Origin of the sequence: Pseudomonas hydrolytica (assembly GCF_021495345.1) — a bacterium.
Lineage (GTDB): Bacteria > Pseudomonadota > Gammaproteobacteria > Pseudomonadales > Pseudomonadaceae > Aquipseudomonas > Aquipseudomonas hydrolytica.
The window spans coordinates 4820928-4841866 of the sequence record NZ_CP099397.1; the positions used below are offsets into that span (position 1 = coordinate 4820928).

Annotated in this window: 20 protein-coding genes; 14 read left to right on the top strand and 6 right to left on the bottom strand. The window is 65.9% G+C overall.

Annotated features, from left to right (window positions below):
- Positions 1-5 precede the first annotated feature (5 nt).
- The 6 genes from L1F06_RS22685 to ggt all read left to right on the top strand — a co-directional run bounded on the left by L1F06_RS22685 (position 6) and on the right by ggt (position 5379).
- Entirely contained in the window at positions 6-551 is a 546-nt protein-coding gene (locus L1F06_RS22685) for a twin-arginine translocation pathway signal protein (protein WP_129482491.1), read from the top strand.
- Positions 552-675: 124 nt separating this feature from the next.
- Positions 676-2268, top strand: coding sequence for a GMC family oxidoreductase (locus L1F06_RS22690; protein WP_129482490.1), 1593 nt, complete (start codon positions 676-678; stop codon positions 2266-2268).
- 1 nt (position 2269) lies between these two features.
- Positions 2270-2641, top strand: a complete 372-nt coding sequence (locus L1F06_RS22695) for a hypothetical protein (protein WP_004373868.1) — start codon at positions 2270-2272, stop codon at positions 2639-2641.
- A 77-nt stretch (positions 2642-2718) separates the two neighbouring features.
- Positions 2719-3201 (top strand): pantetheine-phosphate adenylyltransferase, encoded by a 483-nt coding sequence (coaD, locus tag L1F06_RS22700; protein ID WP_004373870.1) that lies wholly within the window; start codon positions 2719-2721, stop codon positions 3199-3201.
- Between the two features lie 157 nt (positions 3202-3358).
- Positions 3359-3610: a YfhL family 4Fe-4S dicluster ferredoxin gene (locus tag L1F06_RS22705; protein ID WP_004373873.1), complete on the top strand. Its 252-nt coding sequence runs from the start codon at positions 3359-3361 to the stop codon at positions 3608-3610.
- A gap of 110 nt (positions 3611-3720) precedes the next feature.
- Positions 3721-5379 (top strand): gamma-glutamyltransferase, encoded by a 1659-nt coding sequence (gene ggt, locus L1F06_RS22710; protein WP_129482489.1) that lies wholly within the window; start codon positions 3721-3723, stop codon positions 5377-5379.
- A 67-nt stretch (positions 5380-5446) separates the two neighbouring features.
- Here the strand turns inward: ggt and L1F06_RS22715 are convergent, their stop codons facing one another.
- From L1F06_RS22715 to L1F06_RS22735, 5 genes are all read right to left on the bottom strand, one after another.
- Positions 5447-7282 carry a Na/Pi cotransporter family protein gene (locus tag L1F06_RS22715; protein WP_004373877.1) on the bottom strand — a complete coding sequence of 612 codons (1836 nt, stop codon included), beginning with the start codon at positions 7280-7282 and terminating at the stop codon, positions 5447-5449.
- A 94-nt stretch (positions 7283-7376) separates the two neighbouring features.
- Positions 7377-7715 carry a hypothetical protein gene (locus L1F06_RS22720; RefSeq protein ID WP_004373879.1) on the bottom strand — a complete coding sequence of 113 codons (339 nt, stop codon included), beginning with the start codon at positions 7713-7715 and terminating at the stop codon, positions 7377-7379.
- Positions 7716-7791: 76 nt separating this feature from the next.
- Positions 7792-8370, bottom strand: coding sequence for a lysophospholipid acyltransferase family protein (locus tag L1F06_RS22725; protein WP_012019999.1), 579 nt, complete (start codon positions 8368-8370; stop codon positions 7792-7794).
- Between the two features lie 78 nt (positions 8371-8448).
- Positions 8449-9261, bottom strand: coding sequence for a bifunctional DNA-formamidopyrimidine glycosylase/DNA-(apurinic or apyrimidinic site) lyase (gene mutM, locus L1F06_RS22730; RefSeq protein ID WP_129482488.1), 813 nt, complete (start codon positions 9259-9261; stop codon positions 8449-8451).
- Between the two features lie 103 nt (positions 9262-9364).
- Entirely contained in the window at positions 9365-10231 is an 867-nt protein-coding gene (locus tag L1F06_RS22735) for an HDOD domain-containing protein (RefSeq protein WP_012020001.1), read from the bottom strand.
- A gap of 135 nt (positions 10232-10366) precedes the next feature.
- Here L1F06_RS22735 and L1F06_RS22740 point away from each other — a divergent pair, with 135 nt between their 5' ends.
- From L1F06_RS22740 to L1F06_RS22760, 5 genes are all read left to right on the top strand, one after another.
- Positions 10367-11566: a class I SAM-dependent rRNA methyltransferase gene (locus L1F06_RS22740; protein WP_129482487.1), complete on the top strand. Its 1200-nt coding sequence runs from the start codon at positions 10367-10369 to the stop codon at positions 11564-11566.
- Positions 11567-12017: 451 nt separating this feature from the next.
- Positions 12018-13136, top strand: coding sequence for an ABC transporter ATP-binding protein (locus L1F06_RS22745; RefSeq protein WP_012020003.1), 1119 nt, complete (start codon positions 12018-12020; stop codon positions 13134-13136).
- A gap of 22 nt (positions 13137-13158) precedes the next feature.
- Entirely contained in the window at positions 13159-14232 is a 1074-nt protein-coding gene (locus tag L1F06_RS22750; protein ID WP_004373891.1) for an ABC transporter substrate-binding protein, read from the top strand.
- A gap of 83 nt (positions 14233-14315) precedes the next feature.
- The gene (locus L1F06_RS22755; protein WP_129482486.1) at positions 14316-15551 is read left to right on the top strand and encodes an ABC transporter permease; all 1236 of its coding nucleotides are present in this window, start codon (positions 14316-14318) and stop codon (positions 15549-15551) included.
- A 7-nt stretch (positions 15552-15558) separates the two neighbouring features.
- On the top strand, positions 15559-16413 hold the full coding sequence (locus L1F06_RS22760) for an ABC transporter permease (protein ID WP_004373893.1): 855 nt from the start codon (positions 15559-15561) through the stop codon (positions 16411-16413).
- 34 nt (positions 16414-16447) lie between these two features.
- Here L1F06_RS22760 and L1F06_RS22765 read toward each other — a convergent pair whose 3' ends face one another.
- Entirely contained in the window at positions 16448-17290 is an 843-nt protein-coding gene (locus L1F06_RS22765) for a poly(ethylene terephthalate) hydrolase family protein (protein ID WP_004373894.1), read from the bottom strand.
- A 441-nt stretch (positions 17291-17731) separates the two neighbouring features.
- On the opposite strand from L1F06_RS22765, the gene ilvD reads away from it, so the two are divergent.
- The 3 genes from ilvD (at position 17732) to gloA (ending at position 20907) form a co-directional block, all read left to right on the top strand.
- On the top strand, positions 17732-19570 hold the full coding sequence (gene ilvD, locus L1F06_RS22770) for a dihydroxy-acid dehydratase (RefSeq protein WP_004373898.1): 1839 nt from the start codon (positions 17732-17734) through the stop codon (positions 19568-19570).
- 113 nt (positions 19571-19683) lie between these two features.
- Positions 19684-20142: a metallophosphoesterase family protein gene (locus tag L1F06_RS22775; RefSeq protein WP_129482485.1), complete on the top strand. Its 459-nt coding sequence runs from the start codon at positions 19684-19686 to the stop codon at positions 20140-20142.
- A gap of 237 nt (positions 20143-20379) precedes the next feature.
- On the top strand, positions 20380-20907 hold the full coding sequence (gene gloA / locus L1F06_RS22780) for a lactoylglutathione lyase (protein WP_096825362.1): 528 nt from the start codon (positions 20380-20382) through the stop codon (positions 20905-20907).
- The last annotated feature ends 32 nt before the right edge of the window (positions 20908-20939 follow it).

Here is a 20939-nt window from a genome sequence, read left to right on the forward strand (position 1 = left end):
CAACAATGAACGACACCACTCTCGACGCGCCGCAGCTGTCGCGGCGCAATCTGCTCAAGGTCGGCCTGCTGGGCACGGCGCTGCTCGGCACCGCCGGGCTGACCGCCACCCTCAGCGGCTGCTCGGCCAGCACGCCAGCCAATGGCTACCTGATCCTGCGCAGCAGCGACCTGCCCTTTCTGCGCGCACTGATCCCGGTGATGCTCGACGGCGCCGTCAGCGCCGAGCAGATGCCGCAGGCCATCGATGGGACGCTGAAGAGCCTCGACACCAGCCTGGCGCACCTGTCGCCGGAGATGCTCAAACTCACCGTGCAGCTGTTCGACGTGCTCGCCCTGCCCATCACCCGCGGCCCGCTGACCGGGGTCTGGGGCAGCTGGGACAACGCCAGCGCCGATGACGTGCGCAACTTCCTCGCGCGCTGGCAGAACAGCAGCCTGAGCCTGCTGCGCATGGGCCACGCCTCGCTGCTGCAACTGGTAATGATGGCCTGGTACAGCCGCTCGGAGGCCTGGGCGCATTGCGGCTATCCGGGGCCGCCCACCGTCTGAAGACGTGTCGCGGCTCCCGTAGGGTGCGCCATGCGCACCACAAAGCGGGGTTGTGCCTCGGTGCGCGCAGCGCACCCTACCCGCCCCGTCTCGCTCGCTGTGAATGACAAGAAGAGAGCCTGAAATGCCCGTACCCGATCTGTTCAAGCAAGGCCTGGCCAGGGGCTGGAAAACATACGACGGTTCGCGTCTGGAAAACGACCTGACCCTGGAAGTCGATGTCGCCATCGTCGGCAGCGGCGCCGGTGGCGGCACCACGGCGGAAATCCTCAGCGCCGCCGGTTACAAGGTGCTGCTGATCGAGGAAGGTCCGCTCAAGACCAGCGACGACTTCAAGATGCGCGAGGCCGATGCCTACCCGACCCTCTATCAGGAGGGCATCGGCCGCATGAGCAAGGACGGCGCCATCACCATCCTGCAGGGCCGCGCCGTTGGCGGCACCACGCTGGTCAACTGGACCAGCAGCTTCCGCACGCCGCCGCAGACCCTGGCGCACTGGGCCGAGGTGCATGGGGTGAAGGGCCATGACGTCGAGTCCATGGCGCCCTGGTTCGAGAAGATGGAGCAGCGCCTGGGCGTCGCGCCCTGGGCGGTGCCACCGAATGCCAACAACGAGGTGCTGCGCAGCGGTTGCGACAAGCTCGGCTATCACTGGGCGCCGATCCCGCGCAACGTGCGCGGCTGCTGGAACCTCGGCTACTGCGGCATGGGCTGCCCGACCAACGCCAAGCAGTCGATGCTGGTCACCACCATCCCCGCCACCCTCGACGCCGGCGGCGAGCTGCTCTACCTGGCGCGCGCCGACAAGCTGCTGATCGAAGGCGACAAGGTGGTCGGCATCGACTGCCTGGGCATGGACGAGCGCTGCGTGGCCCCCAACGGCAAGCGCATCCGGATCAAGGCGCGGCACTACGTGCTGGCCGGCGGCGGCATCAATACGCCCGGCATCCTGCTGCGCTCCAATGCGCCCGACCCGCACCAGCGCGTCGGCCGGCGCACCTACCTGCACCTGGTGAACTTCTCCGCGGCGCAGTTCGAGCAGGTCATCAACCCCTTCTACGGTGCGCCGCAGTCGGTCTATTCCGACCATTTCCAGTGGGACGACGGCACCGGCGGGCGCCTCTCCTACAAACTGGAAGTGCCGCCGCTGCAACCGGCCCTGACCGCCACCCTGCTCGGCGACTTCGGTCGCGCGAATGCCATGCGCATGGCGCAACTGCCGCACACCAACGTGATGCTCGCCCTGCTGCGCGACGGTTTCCACGAAGACAGCGCCGAAGGCCGCGTGGAGCTGCGCGGCGACGGCAGCCCGGTGCTCGACTACCAGATGACCGACTACACCTGGGACGGCGTGCGCCGCGCCTACCTGTCCATGGCGGAAATCCAGTTCGCCGCCGGTGCCAAGGCGGTGATGCCGACCCATGCCGATGCGCGTTACGTCGGCAGCTGGAAGGAGGCCCGGGACATGATCGAGAACCTCGACCTGGCGCTGTATCGCACCCGCCTGGGCAGCGCCCACGTGATGGGCGGCTGCGCCATGGGCGAGGATGCGCAGCAGGCGGTGGTCGACAGCCTCGGCCGCCACCATCACCTGGCCAACCTGTCGATCCATGACGGTTCGCTGTTTCCCACCAGCATCGGCGCCAACCCGCAGCTGTCGATCTATGGCCTGACCGCCAAGCTCGCCACCCTGCTGGGCGAACGCCTGAGGGCCTGAGATGAGCAAGCTGATCGCCGTTCTGCTGCTGGTGGCCGGTGTCATCCATCTGCTGCCGCTGGTCGGCGTGCTAGGGGGTGAACGCCTCAATGCGCTGTACGGCATCGCCCTGGACGAGCCCAACCTGCAGATCCTCATGCGCCACCGCGCCGTGCTCTTCGGTCTGCTCGGCGCGCTGCTGGTGGCCGCTGCCTTCATCCCGGCGCTGCGCAGCGCGGCGCTGATCGGCGGGCTGATCAGCGTGCTCGCCTTTCTCCTGCTGGCATGGAGCGCGCCTGTCTACAACGAGGCTCTGCGCCGTGTGGTGATCGCCGACTGGATCGCCCTCGCCTGCCTGCTGCCCGCGCTGCTCCTGCATCTGCGCGGCAACTGAGCTTTCGTCGCGCTTGGCCGCAAGGGAAACGCTGCGCTACCATCCGCGACTCTTGCCGCCTCGAACAGGACGAAGCGATGAATCGAGTGTTGTACCCGGGTACCTTCGACCCCATCACCAAAGGCCATGGCGATCTGGTCGAACGCGCCGCGCGACTTTTCGATCACGTCATCATCGCCGTTGCCGCCAGCCCCAAGAAGAACCCGCTGTTCCCGCTGGAACAACGCGTCGAGCTGGCCCGTGAGGTGACCAAGCACCTGCCGAATGTCGAAGTGGTGGGTTTCTCCTCGCTGCTGGCGCACTTCGTCAAGGAACAGGGCGCCAACGTGTTCCTGCGCGGCCTGCGTGCGGTGTCCGACTTCGAGTACGAGTTCCAGCTGGCCAACATGAACCGCCAACTGGCGCCGGATGTGGAAAGTCTGTTCCTCACCCCGTCGGAAAAGTACTCCTTCATCTCCTCGACCCTGGTGCGCGAGATCGCGGCCCTGGGCGGCGATATCTCCAAGTTCGTCCATCCGGCCGTCGCCGACGCACTCAACGCGCGCTTTCAAAAGAACTGAGTCCGGAACGTCGTAGGGTGCGCCGTGCGCACCTGATGGCAGCAGTGCACTCAAGTTCAAGGCAAGGCCGCATGGCGCGCCTGCCGGTAATCCGGCACAATTTGCAGCATCAAAGCCCGTAAGATGTCGAAGCCAACGCCTCGACAGGAGTTGCTCCATGTCCCTGATCATCACCGACGATTGCATCAACTGCGACGTCTGCGAACCCGAGTGCCCCAACGGCGCCATTTCCCAGGGTGAGGAGATCTATGTGATCGACCCCAACCTGTGCACCGAGTGCGTCGGCCATTACGACGAGCCGCAATGCCAGCAGGTCTGCCCGGTGGACTGCATCCCGCTCGACGAGAACAACGTCGAGAGCAAGGATGAACTGATGCAGAAGTACCGCATCATCACCGGCAAGGCCTGACGCTTCCGAGGAGGCCGGCGGCCTCCTGCTTTCTCCGCGCCCGTTGCGCCCCCTCGCCCGAGCGAGGCTGTTAAGCTGCAAGCTTCCTTCAGCCGCCTCTGGTAGATCGCATGTTGCGCAAACTCCTGCTATCGACCCTGCTGCTCGGCGCCAGCCTGCTGGCCCATGCCGCCCCGCAACAACCCGCCATTGCCACCGCTCACCCCGCCGCCACTGCCGCCGCGCAGCAGATGCTCGACGCCGGCGGCAATGCCTTCGACGCCGCCGTCGCCGCCAGCGCGGCCCTGGCCGTGGTCGAGCCCTACGGCTCGGGCCTGGGTGGCGGTGGTTTCTTCCTCCTGCGCAGTGGCGGTGACACGCCTGTCTACGATTTCCTCGACGCCCGCGAGCGTGCGCCGCTGGAAGCCAAGCCGGATCTCTACGTACGTGACGGCAAGGCGCAGCGCGAGCTCTCGCTCAATGGCGCGCTGGCCGCGGCCATACCGGGGCTGCCGGCAGCATTGGTCGAACTGGCCGAGAAGCACGGCCGCCTGCCGCTGAAAAGCAGCCTAGCACCAGCGATTCGCCTGGCCAACGAGGGCTTCGCGGTCGATCGCGTCTACCGTGAGCGGGCAACCTGGCGCCTGGCGGCGCTGCGCGACGACGCCGAAAGCGCCCGCCTGTTCCTCGACCAGGGCGAGGTGCCGGCAGAAGGTTACCGGCTGCGCCAGCCGGAGCTGGCGACCACCTTGCAGGCGCTGGCCGACCACGGCCGCGCCGGGTTCTATGGCGGCGAGCTGGGCAAGCGCCTGATCGCCGGCGTGCGCAAGGCAGGCGGCATCTGGAACGAGGACGATCTGGCGGAATATCGCGTGCAACGGCGCGCACCGCTGCGTTTCGCCCTCGAAGACGGCCGTGAGCTGATCAGCGCCCCACCACCTTCGGCCGGCGGCATCGCGCTGGCGCAGAGCCTGGCGATCCTGCAGCAACTGCCCTGGCGCGAGGCCGAGCCGGTGCAGCGCGTGCACTACGTGGTCGAAGCGCTGCGTCGTGCCTACCGTGACCGCGGCCTGCTCGGCGACCCGGACTTCGTCAAGAACCCGGTCGAGCAACTGCTTTCGCCGGGGCATCTGGCGGTACTGGCCGGCAGCATCGACCCCGAGCGCGCCACCCCCAGCGCCAGCCTGCCGCCTGCCGGCACCTGGCACGAGGGCGACCACACCACGCACTTCGCCGTGCTCGACACCGAAGGCAACGCGGTGGCCGCCACCCTGTCGATCAATCTGCCCTTCGGCGCCGCCTTTACCGTGCCCGGCACCGGCGTGCTGCTCAACGACGAGATGGACGATTTCGCTGCCGACGTGCAGGGCGCCAATGCCTACGGCCTGGCCGGCAGCCAGGCCAACACCATCGCAGGCGGCAAGCGCCCGCTGTCATCGATGAGCCCGAGCTTTATCGAAAGCGTGGATGAGTTCGCCGCCTTCGGCACACCGGGTGGCAGCCGCATCCCCAGCATGGTGCTGCTGTCGATGCTGGAGTACCTGGACGAGCAGCCCATCGCAAGCTGGCCGGCCGTGGCGCGCTATCACCATCAGTTCCTGCCGGATGTGATCGAGCACGAGCCGGACACCTTCAGCGACGCGCAGATCGCCGAGCTGGAGAAACGCGGCCATGAACTCAAGCGCCTGGACCGGCAGTACGGCAATCAGCAGGTGCTGCTGTGGGACAAGGCCAGCGGCGAGGTGCAGGCGGCGAGCGATCCGCGCGGGATCGGCACAGTGACACCTTGATCGGCGGGTTGTACCCGCCCTACCGAACACTGCAGTAGCCCGGATGCAATCCGGGCTACGCCTTGTGTCAGGAGAGCCGGATCAGGCTCTCCTGCTCCTCACCGAACTTGCGCAGCTCGCGGAACAGCGCCTGCTCGCTGCCCAGCATCAGCACGTTGCGCAGGCTCTGGAAGATGCGGCTGACGTAGCCCAGATCGTTCATCAGCGAGCTGGTCTGCAGACCATCCAGACGGCCGTCGCGCACTTCGGCGAACAGGCGCTGGCGGAACTTCGCATCGAAGTTCGCCGCCTGCTCGTCGAGCCAGCGCAGACGCGCCAGCCAGGCCTCCTCGGGCAGATCTGAACGCGCCAGTTCGCGCACCTCATGCAAGGTGGCGAGCAGATGGCGGCGCAGCTCCACATAGGCATCGCGCACGGCCGAAGGCGGCGCGTCGAGGTAGTGGCCGAGGTTCTTCTGCAGGTGCTTGGCGTCCTTGACCGCGTCCACCAGTTGCAGCGCCGCCAGCTGGCAACTGACCCAGAACTGCTGGTGCGCTTCGTCCATGGGCAGTTCCATGCGCCCCATGAAGCTCAGCAGGTCGCCGTACACCCCCTTGATATGAAACTGATAGAGATGCTCGGCCTCAAAGCTGCCACGTGCGGGCCTGGCCTGCAGCAACTGGTCGTCGCCCTTGGCGCGTGCCAGTTGGTCCACCGGCAGATACAGGGCATGACAGATCACCTCCAGGCTCAGGCGGCCGAGGTGCCCCAGCTCCTGCACCACCGCGCCGGACGCGGCCTCCACCGAATCCAGCGCCCGTTCGTTGAGGTAGCGCGCCCGCGTCCGCTCCGGCTCGGCGACTTTCTCGCTCGCCAGCTCGGTGATCAGTACCTGTGGCTCGCTGCGCTCCGGCAGCCAGCGGATCAGCAATTGCGCCAATCGCGTCTGCAACGGCCAGAACAGCGCCACGCCCATGGCGTTGAACAGGGTGTGGAACATCGCCAGCTGGATCAGGCTGTTCTCGCCCAGGCCCAGCGGCTCGGCCAGCGCCTGCACCAGCCAGGTCAGCGGCCCCAGCAGACAGAAGGCGAGAATGCCGCTGGTGATGTTGAACAGCACGTGCGCCAGGGCCAGGCGCTGGCCGTTGCGGTTGCCACCGAGGGAGCCGACGAAGGCGGTGGTCACGCTGCTGCCGACGTTGGAGCCGATGGCGATGGCCAGGCTCTGGCCCAATTCCAGCTGACCGCCGGCCAGGGCGGCAAGGGTCAGCATCAGCGTGGCATGGCTGGACTGCAACACCACGGTGATCGCCATGCCGATGGCGGTGAACAGCAGCGCCCCGCGCCAGCCGCCCTCCTGATAGCCGGTCATGTCCAGGCCGTCGCCGAAACTGGCGAAGCCGTCCTTGATCTGGTCGATGCCGAGAAAGATGAAGGCGATGCCCAGCACGATGCGCCCGGCTGCCTTGCTCCTGGGGCCGAAAAAACCGGCCAGCACACCGAACACCAGCAGCGGCAACGCCAGCGGACTGAGGCTGAGGTTCTGCCCGGCCAGCGCCAGCAGCCAGATGCCACTGGTGGCACCGAGATTGGCGCCGAACAGAATGGCGATGCCGCCGGCCAGCTGGATCAGCCCGGTGCTGATGAAGGCGATGGTCAGCAGCGACACCAGGGTGCTGGACTGCAGCAGCAGGGTGCCGCCGACACCGAACAGCAGGCTCTTGAAGGGGGTCGAGGTGCTGCGCCCGAGTATCTGCTCCAGCTTGCTGCCGGCCAGTTGGCGCAGGCCTTCTTCCAGGCATTGCATGCCGAACAGGAAGATCGCCAGGCCGGCGCACAGCTGCAGCCAGCCCTGGCTGAACCAGAACGAGGCGATCAGCCCCATTGCCACCAGCAGCAACATCACCCAGCGCAGGGACTTCATCACCACCGCTTCTTCCTTTTTTCGGTGTTCAAACGCAAACGGCCTCTCGCCTCCGTGGGGAGGCGAGAGGCCGCGACGAACCGATTACAGCGAATCAGTCTTGCTTGTAGCCGCTGCTGGTGCAGCCCAGGCAGCGCACGAAGGCTTCGCGCCCCGGCTCGACCACCAGCGACTGGGCTGCCTCGCCGACATTGCCGCCCAGCGCGGTGAACGGCAGGCTGACGATGAAGGCCGCGGCACCGAGGGCGGTAGCGCCGATCAGCAGCGGGCGGGCGATGACCAGGTCGCCGAACATGGCGTAGCCCTTGGGCGCCTCGACGGTGTAGAGCGGGTCGCCGCTGGCGTTCTGCTGAACCACTTCCGCCTGAGCCGGCAGCGCCAGCAGGCCAGAGGTCAGCGCCAGGACAGCAGCGGTGGTGCGGAACGGTTTCATGGATCGATCCTTCAGGTTTTTCGGGAAAGTGCCAGTAACTATAACAGCGCATTGGTAATTGTCAGCGTGACGGACGTCAATCGCCATGAAAGGCGTATTCCGGCTTTTTCGGCACGTAGGGGCGGAAGAACGTCAGCATGGCGGCCAGATCGGCTTTCTCGTCACCGGTCGGCTGGAAGGTCGGACCGATCACTACACGCCGGTTCTGGTAATCCAGCGCGCCCAGCACGATGGGTACGCCGGCGCCCAGAGCGATATGGTAGAAGCCCATTTTCCAGCGCTCGACCTTCTTGCGTGTGCCTTCCGGCGACAGCACCAGGATGAACTGGTCGTGCTCGCGAAAGGCCTGCACGGCCTGTTCGACGGTATTGAGCTGGCGATCGCGACGGATCGGGATGCCGCCCCAGCTGCGCATCAGGCCAGCGAAGGGCCAGCGAAAGATGCTGTGCTTGCCGAACCAGCGTGCGTTCAGGCGCAGCACGAACTTCAGCGCGATGAAGATCACGAAGTCCCAGTTGGAGGTATGGTGGGCGCCGATGGCGACGAACTTGTCGAGCTTCGGCAGCTCGCCCTCGATTCGCCAGCCCATGAGTGTCAGCACGCTGCGCCCCAGCCATTCGGCGGCCGGATTGCGAGGCAGGTAGTTACCGGACATCGATCAAACCTCGGTATTTTCTTGTTTTTATGCCGGAGTGCGGGCAACCCGCCCTGAGGGTCGCCCGTCAGCCGTTTTTCAACGTTGACACTTGGGACAGTACACACTCGCCCGCTGCCCCAGCTTGACCTCACGCAGCGTAGTGCCGCAGACCTTGCAGAACTCGCCGCCGCGGCCGTAGGCGAACAGCTCCTGCTGGAAGTAGCCGGGCTGGCCATCGCCGCCGACGAAGTCGCGCAGCGTGGTGCCGCCACGCTCGATGGCATGGGCGAGGATGCGCTTGATCTCCTCGGCCAGGCGCAGGTAGCGCGCCCGCGAGATCGACCCGGCTTCGCGGCGCGGATCGATGCCGGCCGCGAACAACGCCTCGGTCGCATAGATATTGCCCACCCCCACCACCACCGCGTTGTCCATGATGAAGGGCTTGACCGCCATGCTGCGGCCGCGCGAGAGCTGGAACAGCCGCTCGCCATCGAACAGGCCGCCCAGGGGTTCAGGGCCGAGCCGGGCGAGCAGTTCGTGACGCAGCGGGTCCTCGCACCACAGCAGCGCGCCGAAGCGCCGCGGATCGGTGTAGCGCAGGGCCAGGCCGGACTCCAGTTCGATATCCACATGCTCGTGCTTGGCCGCGACCAGGCCGCACTCGACCAGGCGCAAGCTGCCGGACATGCCCAGATGGCCGATCAGGCTACCGGCCTCGGCCTTGATCAGCAGGTACTTGGCGCGGCGTTCGACGCACTCGATGCGTTGGCCGGACAGACGCACGTCCAGGTCCTCGGGAATCGGCCAGCGCAGGCGGCGCTCGCGCACGATCACGCGGCTGACGCGCTGCCCTTCGAGATAGGGGGCGATACCGCGGCGGGTGGTTTCGACTTCAGGTAGTTCGGGCATGAGGGGTACGACAGGCAAAAACAGCGGTGCGCCACCTTAGCAGGAGCGGGGTGCGCGACGGTAGGGGGCGCACGGCCCGGGCGGCCCCGCGAAACCCTGGTATCTACAGCACCGCCAGATCGCGAATGCTCTCGCGCAGGTTTTCGAAGTCGTAGCCCGACAGGCCGACGTACTCGAGGATCGGCTGCTCGATGCACTGCCACTCCAGGTCCACCGCCTGCCCGCCGAGTACGCGGTGGGTTTCGCAGATGTGCTCGGCCATCTTGAGTATCGCCAGCAGGGTCTTGAGCTGCGCATCGCGGCCGGACTCGTCGCTGAAGATCGCCCAGGCGTTGTGGTGGTTGGCGATCACCTCGCACAGGTGCTCGGGCAGACGCCAGGAGCGCGCGGTGAAATACCCCACCACCGCGTGGTTGGTATTGAGCAGACGGTTTTCCGTATCGACCACCCTGAGCACGTCGCCGGTGCTGGCATAGGCCTCCTCCAGCACCTCCATGTAATTGGCGAAGCGCTTGAGCATCAGCGGAATGCCGCAATTGTGGAACAGTCCCAGGCTGTAGGCCTCGTCCGGGGAGTGGTAGCCGATGCGCTTGGCCAGGGTCAGGCAGGTCATGGCCACGTCCTGGGCGCTGTCCCAGAAGCGGTTGAGCACCAGAATGGCCTCGTCGGTCAGCTCGCCCTTGATCGACTGCGCATTGATCAGGTTGATCACCGTATGGCAGCCCAGCAGATTCACCGCCTGCTGGATCGAGGCGATGCGGTTGGCCAGGCCGAAATGCGCCGAGTTGACGATCTTCAGCAGCGCGCCGGAAAGGCCGGGGTCCTGGCTGATCAGCCGGGCGATGGCCTTCAGATCCGGGCTGGGCATGACCTGCTCCATCTGCAGATCGACCATGATCTGCGGCTGCGGCGGCACGCTGATGCCTTGCAGGGCTTGCTGGATCTGCTCGGCGGAAAGTTCGTAGGCCATGGGACGACTGCGGGAAGTGAGAAAAGGCCCACAGTTTAGCCAATGGCCACCATCCCCCGCAGCCGACTTTTGTAACCGCCTGGCGGCCGCGCAACCGGCTATAATCCCGCTCTTTTTCCCGCGGAGCCCGAACCCATGTCTTCCCTGCCCAGCCTGCGCCTGAAAGCCAACGCCGACCGACGCCTGCGCGCCGGCCATCTGTGGGTCTACAGCAACGAGATCGATGTGGCCGCTACGCCGCTGCACGGTTTTGCCGCTGGCGACCAGGCCCTACTCGAAGCGGCCGGCGGCAAGCCGCTGGGCATCGTTGCCATGAGCCCGAACAACCTGATCTGCGCCCGCCTGCTGTCGCGTGACGTCAAGCACGTGCTGGACAAGTCGCTGCTGGTGCATCGCCTCAACGTCGCCCTGAGCCTGCGCGAGCGCCTGTTCGACAAGCCCTGCTACCGCCTGGTGTATGGCGACTCCGACCTGCTGCCGGGTCTGGTGGTCGACCGTTTCTTCGACATCCTAGTGGTGCAGCTGGCCTCGGCCACCATGGAGGCGCACAAGGACGACGTGCTCGCCGCGCTGATCCAGGTGCTCAAGCCCAGCGGCATCCTGTTCAAGAACGACTCCAGCGCGCGCGACGCCGAAGGCCTCGAGCGCTACGTGGAAACCGCCTACGGCCAGGTGCCGGAGTGGGTCGCCCTGGAAGAGAACGGCGTGAAGTTCGAAGCGCCGGTGATCGAAGGGCAGAAAACCGGCTGGTTCTACGATCACCGCATGAACCGCGCGCGCCTGGCGCCCTACGTCAAGGGCAAGCGCGTGCTCGACCTGTTCAGCTACATCGGCGGCTGGGGCGTGCAGGCGGCGGCGTTCGGCGCCAGCGAAGTGTTCTGCGTGGACGCCTCCGGCTTCGCCCTCGACGGCGTGGAGCGCAACGCCACGCTCAATGGCTTCGCCGAAAGGGTCACCTGCGTGGAAGGCGACGTGTTCGCCGCCTTGCGTGAGCTGAAATCCGCCGAAGAGCGCTTCGACGTGGTGATCGCCGATCCACCCGCCTTCATCAAGCGCAAGAAGGACATCAAGAACGGCGAGGCCGCCTACCGCCGCCTCAACGAAACCGCCATGCGCCTGCTCAACAAGGACGGCATCCTGGTCAGCGCCAGCTGCTCCATGCACCTGGAGGAGGACAACCTGCAGAACATCCTGCTGACCAGCGCACGCCATCTGGATCGCAACATCCAGCTGCTCGAGCGCGGCGCCCAGGGCCCGGATCACCCGGTACACCCGGCCATCGCCGAGACGCGCTATATCAAGAGCCTGACCGTACGCCTGCTGCCGAACAGCTGAGCAATGCGACCTGAGGTGGGATAGCGGCGCATAACCCACCGAGACAGAGGCAGCAGGTAGCCCGGATGAAATCCGGGAACGGTCTGCCCGAGACACTGCCCCGGATTGTATCCGGGCTACGGTCTGGTGGCGGGTCGCGGCGCAACGGCCATGTGATCGGCAACCGCGCCCGCCCCAGGCTCGGGCGACACGCACCAGCCCAGTGCGTGTCGTCAGGTGCCTTCCGTCTTCCCGCCTGTTACTTCCTTCCACACCCACTCTGCACACCTGCCCAGGCTGAACTAGGCTTCATCCAGCGAAACAGAGCGCCAGCGACCCACCCGGGTCGTCTGGCTTGCTTATTGCTTTTGGCTATTTACATAACGAACGGCCTACACGATAGGGCCGCATCGATTCAGGATGTTGGAGCCGGCCACGAGCTGGCTCCAGATTGCGGGTGATGGGGAGGACTATGGCTGCGCAGGCTGGGAACGACGCGTTCCTGCGATTCACCAACGTGAAGAAGACCTACGACCACAAGACGCTGGTGGTCAAGGATTTCAACCTCAACGTGGCCAAGGGCGAATTCATCACCCTGCTCGGCCCCTCGGGCTCGGGCAAGACCACCTGCCTGATGATGCTCGCCGGTTTCGAGGACGTGACCAGCGGCGAGATCCTGATCAACGGCCGCAACGTCACCAGCATCGCCCCCTACGACCGCAACATCGGCATGGTCTTCCAGCAGTACGCGCTGTTCCCGCACATGACCATCCGCGAGAACCTGGCCTACCCGCTGAAGATCCGCAAGCTGCCCAAGGACGAAATCCGCGCCAAGGTCGAGGACTACCTCGCCCTGGTTGAGCTGCAGGCCTTCGGCGGCCGCTACCCCGGCCAGCTCTCCGGCGGTCAGCGCCAGCGCGTGGCCCTGGCCCGCGCACTGATCTTCGCCCCGGACATCGTGCTGATGGACGAGCCGCTCGGCGCGCTGGACAAGAAGCTGCGCGAGCAGATGCAGTTCGAGATCAAGCGCCTGCACGAGCAGCTCGGCTTCACCGTGATCTACGTGACCCACGACCAGACCGAAGCGCTGACCATGAGCGACCGCATCGCCGTGTTCAACAACGGCGTGGTGCAGCAGTGCGCCGCGCCGCACGTGCTCTACGAGCGCCCGGCCAACCTGTTCGTCGCCGACTTCATCGGCGAGAGCAACAAGCTGGCCGGGGTGATCGAAAGCGTCGCCGACGACAGCGTGCAGGTGCGTCTGGACGATGGCGGCCTGGTCCGGACGCTGAAGGCCAACTGCACCGAGGTCGGCCAGCCGACCACGGTGTCGGTACGCCCGGAGAAGCTCAACTTCACCGACCGCCTCGGCGGCAGCGGCAACCAGGTCAAGGCGCGCTTCGTCACCCGCCACTACGTCGGCGAATACATCCGCTACCACTTCGAGACCGCCAGCGGCAGCGAGCTGGTGGTGAAGAACCTCAACGACAGCTCGGCCCCGCACCTCAGCGCGCATGACGAAGTCGCCCTCGCCTGGCTGCCGGAAGACAGCCAGGCCCTGGATCGATCGGAAGTCCCACCCCACAACTAGTAGAAGCAAATGGAGCACAGCAATGGCTAGATCACTGACTACCAGCGTTTCCACCTTCGCCCTGGTGGCGGCACTGGGACTCACCGCGAGCACTGCAACGGCCCAGGACAGCCTCACCGTGGTGTCCTGGGGCGGCGCCTATGGCGCGGCGCAGAAGAAGCATGTCATCGACCCCTATCAGAAGGAAACCGGGGTCAAGGTGCTGTTCGAGGACTACTCCGGCGGCGTCGCCGAGATCAAGGCACAGGTCGAGTCGGGCAACATCCAGTGGGACGTGGTCGACTTCGAGGTGATCGACCTCGAGCGCGCCTGCTCCGAAGGCCTGCTGGAAAGCCTCGACCACAGCGCCCTGCCGCCCGGCATCGACGGCACCCCGGCCGCGCAGGACTTCATCCCCGAAGCCCTGGCCAGCGAGTGCGCGGTGGGCAATATCGTCTGGTCGGTGGTGTTCGCCTACAACCAGAACACCATCGGCGGCACCAAGGCTGCCAGCATTCAGGACTTCTTCGACACCAGCAAGATTCCCGGCAAGCGCGCCATGCGCAAGCGCCCGCAGGTGAACATGGAGTGGGCGCTGCTGGCCGATGGCGTGGCGCCCGCCGAAGTCTACGAGGTGCTCGCCACCCCCGAAGGCCAGCAGCGCGCCTTCGACAAGCTGGCCAGCATCAAGAAGGACATCGTCTGGTTCGACTCCTGGTCGCAGGCGCCGCAGCTGCTCAATGACGGCGGCGCCGTGCTGGTGCAGTCGGCCAACGGCCGCTTCTACGACGCCATCGTGCAGGAGAAGAAACCCTTCGAGATCGTCTGGGACGGCCACGTCTACGACCTCGACGCCTGGGCCATCGTCAAGGGCTCGAAGAAGAAGGACCTGGCCATGGAGTTCATCAAGTACGCCACCGGCTCCAAGCCGCTGGCCGGCATGCCGGACGTGGCCTACGGCCCGACCCGCAAGTCGTCCATGCCGCTGGCCGACCAGAGCGCGACCCCGCACCTGCCCACCGCCCACCTGGACAAAGGCATCCAGGCCGGCTCGGAGTTCTGGGCCGACTACGGCGAATCGCTGGGCGAGAAGTTCAACGAGTGGCTGTTGAAGTAAAGGCCATCGGCTCCCCTCTCCCACTTGTGGGAGAGGGAGCTATTTAGGGGCTCGCTGTACGCCCTGCTTTTCGGAGTAACACCTTGTCATCGCTCACCACCAGCGAAGCCGGCCAAGCCGCCAGTGCCCGCCGCAAGAAGCGCCTCACCGCCTTCCTGTTCGTGGCGCCGCTGCTGCTGTTCATCCTCGTCACCTTCGTCGCCCCCATCGGCAGCATGCTGTGGCGCAGCGTGTATCACCCGACGGTGGCCGAGCTGATCCCCCTGACCCTGGCCGAACTGGAGCGCTGGGACGATCACAAGCAGTTGCCGGACGAACGCACGCTGAGCGTGTTCGTCAGCGAACTGCACGCCCTCGACAAGCAGCGCCTGTCCGGCAAGCTGTCCGAGGAGTTCAACCGCGCCTTCACCGGCATGTCCAGCGTGGTCAAATCCACCGCACGGCGCATCGGCCGGATGGATGCCGAAGCATTGTCGAGCCAGGGCGTCGAGACCCTGCTCGAGAGCCACCGCAACTGGAGCCGCCCCGAGCTGTGGTACGCCATCGAACGTGCCGGCAAGGTCTACACCTACGACTACTACCTGACCGCCCTGGACCTGGAGCTGCATCCCGATGAAGGCATCCAGGTGCGCCAGGACACGCAGATCTATCTGCAGCTGTACTCCAAGACCCTGAACATGGCGCTGGTCATCACCCTGCTCTGCGCCCTGCTCGGCTACCCGCTGGCCTATTACCTGGCCGGCCTGCCGTCGAATCGCGCCAACCTGCTGCTGGTGCTGGTACTGCTGCCGTTCTGGACCTCACTGCTGGTGCGCACCACCTCATGGATCGCGCTGCTGCAGACCAACGGCGTGATCAATTCCACGCTCATGGGCATCGGCCTGATCAGCCAGCCCTTCGAGATGCTCTACACCTCGTTCGCCACCGTGGTGGCGATGACCCACATCCTGCTGCCGTTCATGATCCTGCCGCTGTACAGCGTGATGCGCGGCATCGACCCCAGCTACCTGCGCGCCGCCCTGAGCCTGGGCGACAAGCCGATCCCGGCCTTCGCCCGCATCTACTTCCCCATGACCCTGCCCGGCCTCAGCGCCGGAGCGCTCCTGGTGTTCATCATCTCGGTGGGCTACTACATCACCCCGGCGCTGGTGGGCGGCACGGACGGGCAGATGATCAGCAACATCATCGCCTTCCACATGCAGCGCTCGAACAACTGGGAGCTGGCCGCCGCACTGGGCTCGCTGCTGCTGGGGCTGATCCTGCTGCTGTACTGGGTCTACGACCGCTTCGTTGGCGCCAGCAATATCAAGTTGGGATGACGAGACGATGAAGATCCCCGCCTACTACGGTTTCTGGCACCACCTCGGCAACTGGCTGCTCAAGGTCAGTTCCTGGCTGGTGCTGCTGTTTCTGATCCTGCCGATCCTGGTGATCGTGCCGCTGTCGTTCAATGCCGAGCCGTTCTTCAGCTTCACCGAAGGCATGCTCACGCTGGACCCGGAGGCCTACTCGCTGCGCTGGTATCGGGAGATTCTCAACGACCCGAAATGGATCCTGGCGATCAAGAACAGCTTCGTCATCGGCATCTTCGCCACCGTCCTGGCCACGGTGCTCGGCACCTGCGCCGCGGTGGGCCTGGCGCGCGACGACATGCCGTATCGCCGCTTCATCACCGCCCTGCTGCTGTCGCCGATGATCGTGCCCCTGATCATCACCGCCGCCGGCATGTTCTTCTTCTACTCCAACCTCGGCCTGGCCGGCAGCTACCTGGGGGTGATCCTCGCCCACGCCGCGCTCGGCACGCCCTTCGTGATCATCACCGTCACCGCCACGCTCACCGGCTTCGACTACAGCCTGGCGCGCGCCGCCCTGAACCTGGGCGCCACACCGCTGCGGGTGTTCTTCGACATCATCATGCCGCTGATCCGCCCCGGGGTGATCAGCGGCGCGCTGTTCGCCTTCATCACCTCGTTCGACGAGGTGGTGGTGATCCTGTTCATGGCCGGCCCGCAGCAGCGCACCATTCCGCGGCAGATGTTCTCGGGCCTGCGCGAGCAGATCAACCCGAGCATCCTGGCCATCGCCACCCTGCTGATTCTGGTGTCCATCGCGCTCTTGGTAACCATCGAACTGCTGCGCCGCCGCGCCGAACGCCTGCGCGGCATCGAAATTCCGACCTGATGCCCCGCCCCGCAGGGCGGAGCATCCCGCGCCGCTAGAACCCGCGGCGCTCCACCGACCACAGCAGGCTGCTGCACAGGCTGCACAAGGTGCCGTAGAAGGTGCCGCGTGCACTCTGGTCGTCCATCAGCTGGAAGCGGAACCAGGCGGTGCTGGGGCCGCGGTAGGCACCGCCGTCGCCGACCGGCTCGAAGTGGCTGACGTAACGCCGCTCACCCCAGAACACCGGCACGTTGGCGCGCAAGTAGACCGGCTGGGCGTTGAGGTAGGGAATGGCGATGGTGTCGCCACCACCGGACATCAGAAACATCGGCCCCTGCTGGCGACGCTGCGAGGCGCTGTCGTGCCCCAGGCCGATGGTGTAGGGCTGGATCGGCGCCGTGGTGCGCACCCGGGTGTCCTGCCCGGCCATGATCGAACCGCCGCCGCCCTGGGAATGCCCGGAGGTACCGACTCGCCCGGTATTGAGCTTGCCGGCGTAGGTGCCGTAGGGGTTGTCGTTCTCCCGCACCAGATAGTCCAGGCAGGCCAGCATTTCCCGGCCCGTGCCGGCGTTGGAGGTTTCCGCCGCCGCCACCACGAAGCCGTGGCTGGCCCAGTGCGACAGCAGCCCGGCATAGGTCGACGGCCCGGTACCGGTGCCATTGCCCCAGAGAATCACCGGATGGCGCACGCCGCCCTGCCCCAGGTTGCTGGGCCGGTAGATGCGACAGCTTGGCCCCTCGCTCTGGTTACTGGTGGCGTACGGACCACTGCGGTCGAAATTGGCTACGGCCGGAAATGGCGCTCCCGGCGTATCCGGCAGGGGAGCGGCCAAGGCGGTGGAGCAGACCAGCAGGCAGGCGGCCGCCAGGCCACCGAGTTTCAAGTCGAGCATCGGAAGGTTCCTCGTTCCATTGTTGTTGTACGAGTCGCCATCGCCCTGCGAACCACCACATCGGCAGAGCGGCGCAGCACACATCCTTGCGCTGGCGAGTGCGGGCGCCGATGGAGCAGAGCGCACCATCGCGCAGCCTAGATGACCTTAAGGTCAGGCCAGCAGTCGCCCGAACGGCGCAACCGGATGAACGGCATCGCACCAAGGAACGACGGCCACCTGCACCGGCAATCAGTCGCGCCTTGGCGCTGCGCCGGTGGCGGGCGTAGAATCGGAGCATTCCTCGCCACCATCCCCTGGCGGGCCCTGAGCACGGGCCAGACGCGCGCCCACCCGCGGCGTCCTGCGGCCCCGCCGAACGCACGGCCACCTTCCGTTTGCATCCGGTTCAGTCGACGCTCACCATACGAACATCACCTGATCAGCCGCAGGAACCGTGTCATGCCCGATTACCGCTCGAAAACCTCCACCCACGGCCGCAACATGGCCGGCGCCCGTGCCCTGTGGCGCGCCACCGGGATGAAGGACGAAGACTTCAAGAAGCCGATCATCGCCATCGCCAACTCCTTCACCCAGTTCGTGCCTGGCCACGTGCACCTGAAGGACCTCGGCCAGCTGGTCGCCCGCGAGATCGAGAAGCACGGCGGCGTGGCCAAGGAATTCAACACCATCGCCGTGGACGACGGCATCGCCATGGGCCACGACGGCATGCTCTATTCGCTGCCGAGCCGCGAGATCATCGCCGACTCCGTCGAATACATGGTCAACGCCCACTGCGCCGACGCCATCGTCTGCATCTCCAACTGCGACAAGATCACCCCCGGCATGCTGATGGCCGCCCTGCGCCTGAACATCCCGGTGGTGTTCGTCTCCGGCGGGCCGATGGAAGCCGGCAAGACCAAGCTGGCCAACCACGGCCTGGACCTGGTCGACGCCATGGTGGTGGCGGCCGACGATTCCTGCTCCGACGAGAAAGTCGCCGAATACGAGCGCAGCGCCTGCCCGACCTGCGGCAGCTGCTCCGGCATGTTCACCGCCAATTCGATGAACTGCCTGACCGAGGCCCTGGGCCTGTCGCTGCCGGGCAACGGCTCGACCCTGGCCACCCACGCCGATCGCGAGCAGCTGTTCCTGCGCGCCGGGCGCCTGGTCGTCGAGCTGTGCCAGCGCTACTACGGCGAGGGCGACGAGTCGGTGCTGCCGCGCAACGTCGCCAGCTTCAAGGCGTTCGAGAACGCCATGACCCTGGACATCGCCATGGGTGGTTCCACCAACACCATCCTGCACCTGCTGGCCGCCGCCCAAGAGGCCGAGCTGGCCTTCGACCTGCGCGACATCGATCGCCTGTCGCGCAAGGTGCCGCAGCTGTGCAAGGTGGCGCCGAACATCCAGAAGTACCACATGGAAGACGTGCACCGCGCCGGCGGCATCTTCTCCATCCTCGGCGAGCTGGCCCGTGGCGGCCTGCTGCACACCGACGTGCCGACCGTGCACAGCCCGAGCATGGCCGACGCCATCGCCCAGTGGGACATCACCCAGACCCGCGACGAGAAGGTGCACACCTTCTTCAAGGCCGGCCCGGCCGGTATCCCGACCCAGGTCGCCTTCAGCCAGAGCACCCGCTGGGACACCCTGGACGATGACCGCGAGAACGGCTGCATCCGCTCGGTCGAGCACGCCTATTCGCAGGAGGGTGGCCTGGCGGTGCTGTACGGCAACATCGCCCTGGACGGCTGCGTGGTGAAGACCGCTGGCGTGGATGAATCCATCCACGTCTTCGAAGGCACGGCGAAGATCTTCGAAAGCCAGGACAGCGCGGTCAAAGGCATCCTCGCCGACGAAGTGAAGGCCGGCGACATCGTCATCATCCGCTACGAAGGCCCGAAAGGCGGCCCGGGCATGCAGGAAATGCTCTACCCGACCAGCTACCTGAAGTCCAAGGGCCTGGGCAAGGTCTGCGCCCTGCTCACCGACGGCCGCTTCTCCGGCGGCACTTCGGGCCTGTCCATCGGCCACGCCTCGCCGGAAGCCGCCGCCGGCGGCGCCATCGGCCTGGTCAAGGACGGCGACAAGGTGCTGATCGACATCCCCAACCGCAGCATCAACCTGCTGGTGTCGGATGAAGAGCTGGCCGTGCGCCGCGCCGAGCAGGACAAGAAGGGCTGGAAGCCGGTGCAGCCGCGCGCGCGCAAGGTCTCGACCGCGCTCAAGGCCTACGCCCTGCTCGCCACCAGCGCCGACAAGGGCGCGGTACGCGACAAGGCGATGCTGGACGGCTGATCGCTGCTGCACACGAAAGCCCGGCCACCGTGCCGGGCTTTTTCTTGCCCACGGCCTTTGCATCGGAGCGCAATCGGCCGCAAGCTGGCCGCTCGCTCACACAGGAGTCACCCATGCGCATCGGCCTGATCGCCGACACCCACAACCTGCTGCGCCCCGAAGCGCTGGCAGCGCTGCATAGCGTCGATCATCTGATCCACGCTGGCGATATCGGTGGGCCGCATATTCTCGCCGAACTGCAGCGCATCGCGCCGCTGTCGGTGGTGCGCGGCAACAATGATGACCAGGCCTGGGCCGACGCCATTCCTGAGCAATTGGTCCTGCGCTTCGATGCGGTCAGCCTTTATGTACTGCACGATCTCAAGCAATTGGCCATCGATCCCAAGGCCGAAGGCATCGACGTGGTAATCGCCGGGCATTCGCACAAGCCGCTGCAGGAAGAGCGCGATGGCGTGCTCTACCTCAACCCCGGTAGCGCCGGCCCGCGACGCTTCAAGCTGCCCATCGGCGTGGGCATCCTGCATATCGAGGATGGCCGGGTACGAGCCGAGCTGATCACACTGCAGGTCTGATGCGGGAGCTGGAATTGGTGGGCTGAAGCGGATCGCCGCCCGGCCCACCCTACTCGATCGGGCAGGGCTGTAGGCTGGGCTTCAGCCCACCAGTCAAAACACCACGCCAGCAAGGCAGATGAACGAGTCCCATCCACCCTGCTGTGACATTCGACCTTGAAAAACGCCATGGGCGAAGCCATCTAGGCAGATACGGCCTTTCAGCGCCGACCCCATTCCCGCCTGATGGAGAACCCCATGACCCTCGACGAGCTCAACGCCATTCCCGGCGTGACCGCCAAGCCCGACGTCGCCACCGCCGACTTCGTCTACAACCACACCATGATCCGCGTGAAGGATCTGCAGAAATCCCTGGACTTCTACACCCGCGTGCTGGGCTTCACCCTGCTGGAGAAGAAGGATTTCCCCGACGCCGAGTTCAGCCTGTACTTCCTCGCCTTGATCGCCGACAAATCGCAGATCCCGGCCGATCCGGCCGCCCGCCATCAGTGGCGCAAGTCCATCCCCGGTGTGCTGGAGCTGACCTATAACTACGGCACCGAGAAAGACCCGGAATTTGCCTACCACAGCGGCAACAGCGACCCGCGCGGCTTCGGCCACCTGTGCGTGTCGGTGCCGGACATCAAGGCGGCCTGCCAGCGTTTCGAAGACCTCGGTGTGCCCTTCCAGAAGCGCCTGACCGACGGGCGCATGCGCGACATCGCCTTTATCAAGGACCCGGACGGCTACTGGGTGGAGATCATCCAGTTCACCGAAGTGATCTGACGCTCGAACCTAGCGAGGGGCTGCCTCCCGCG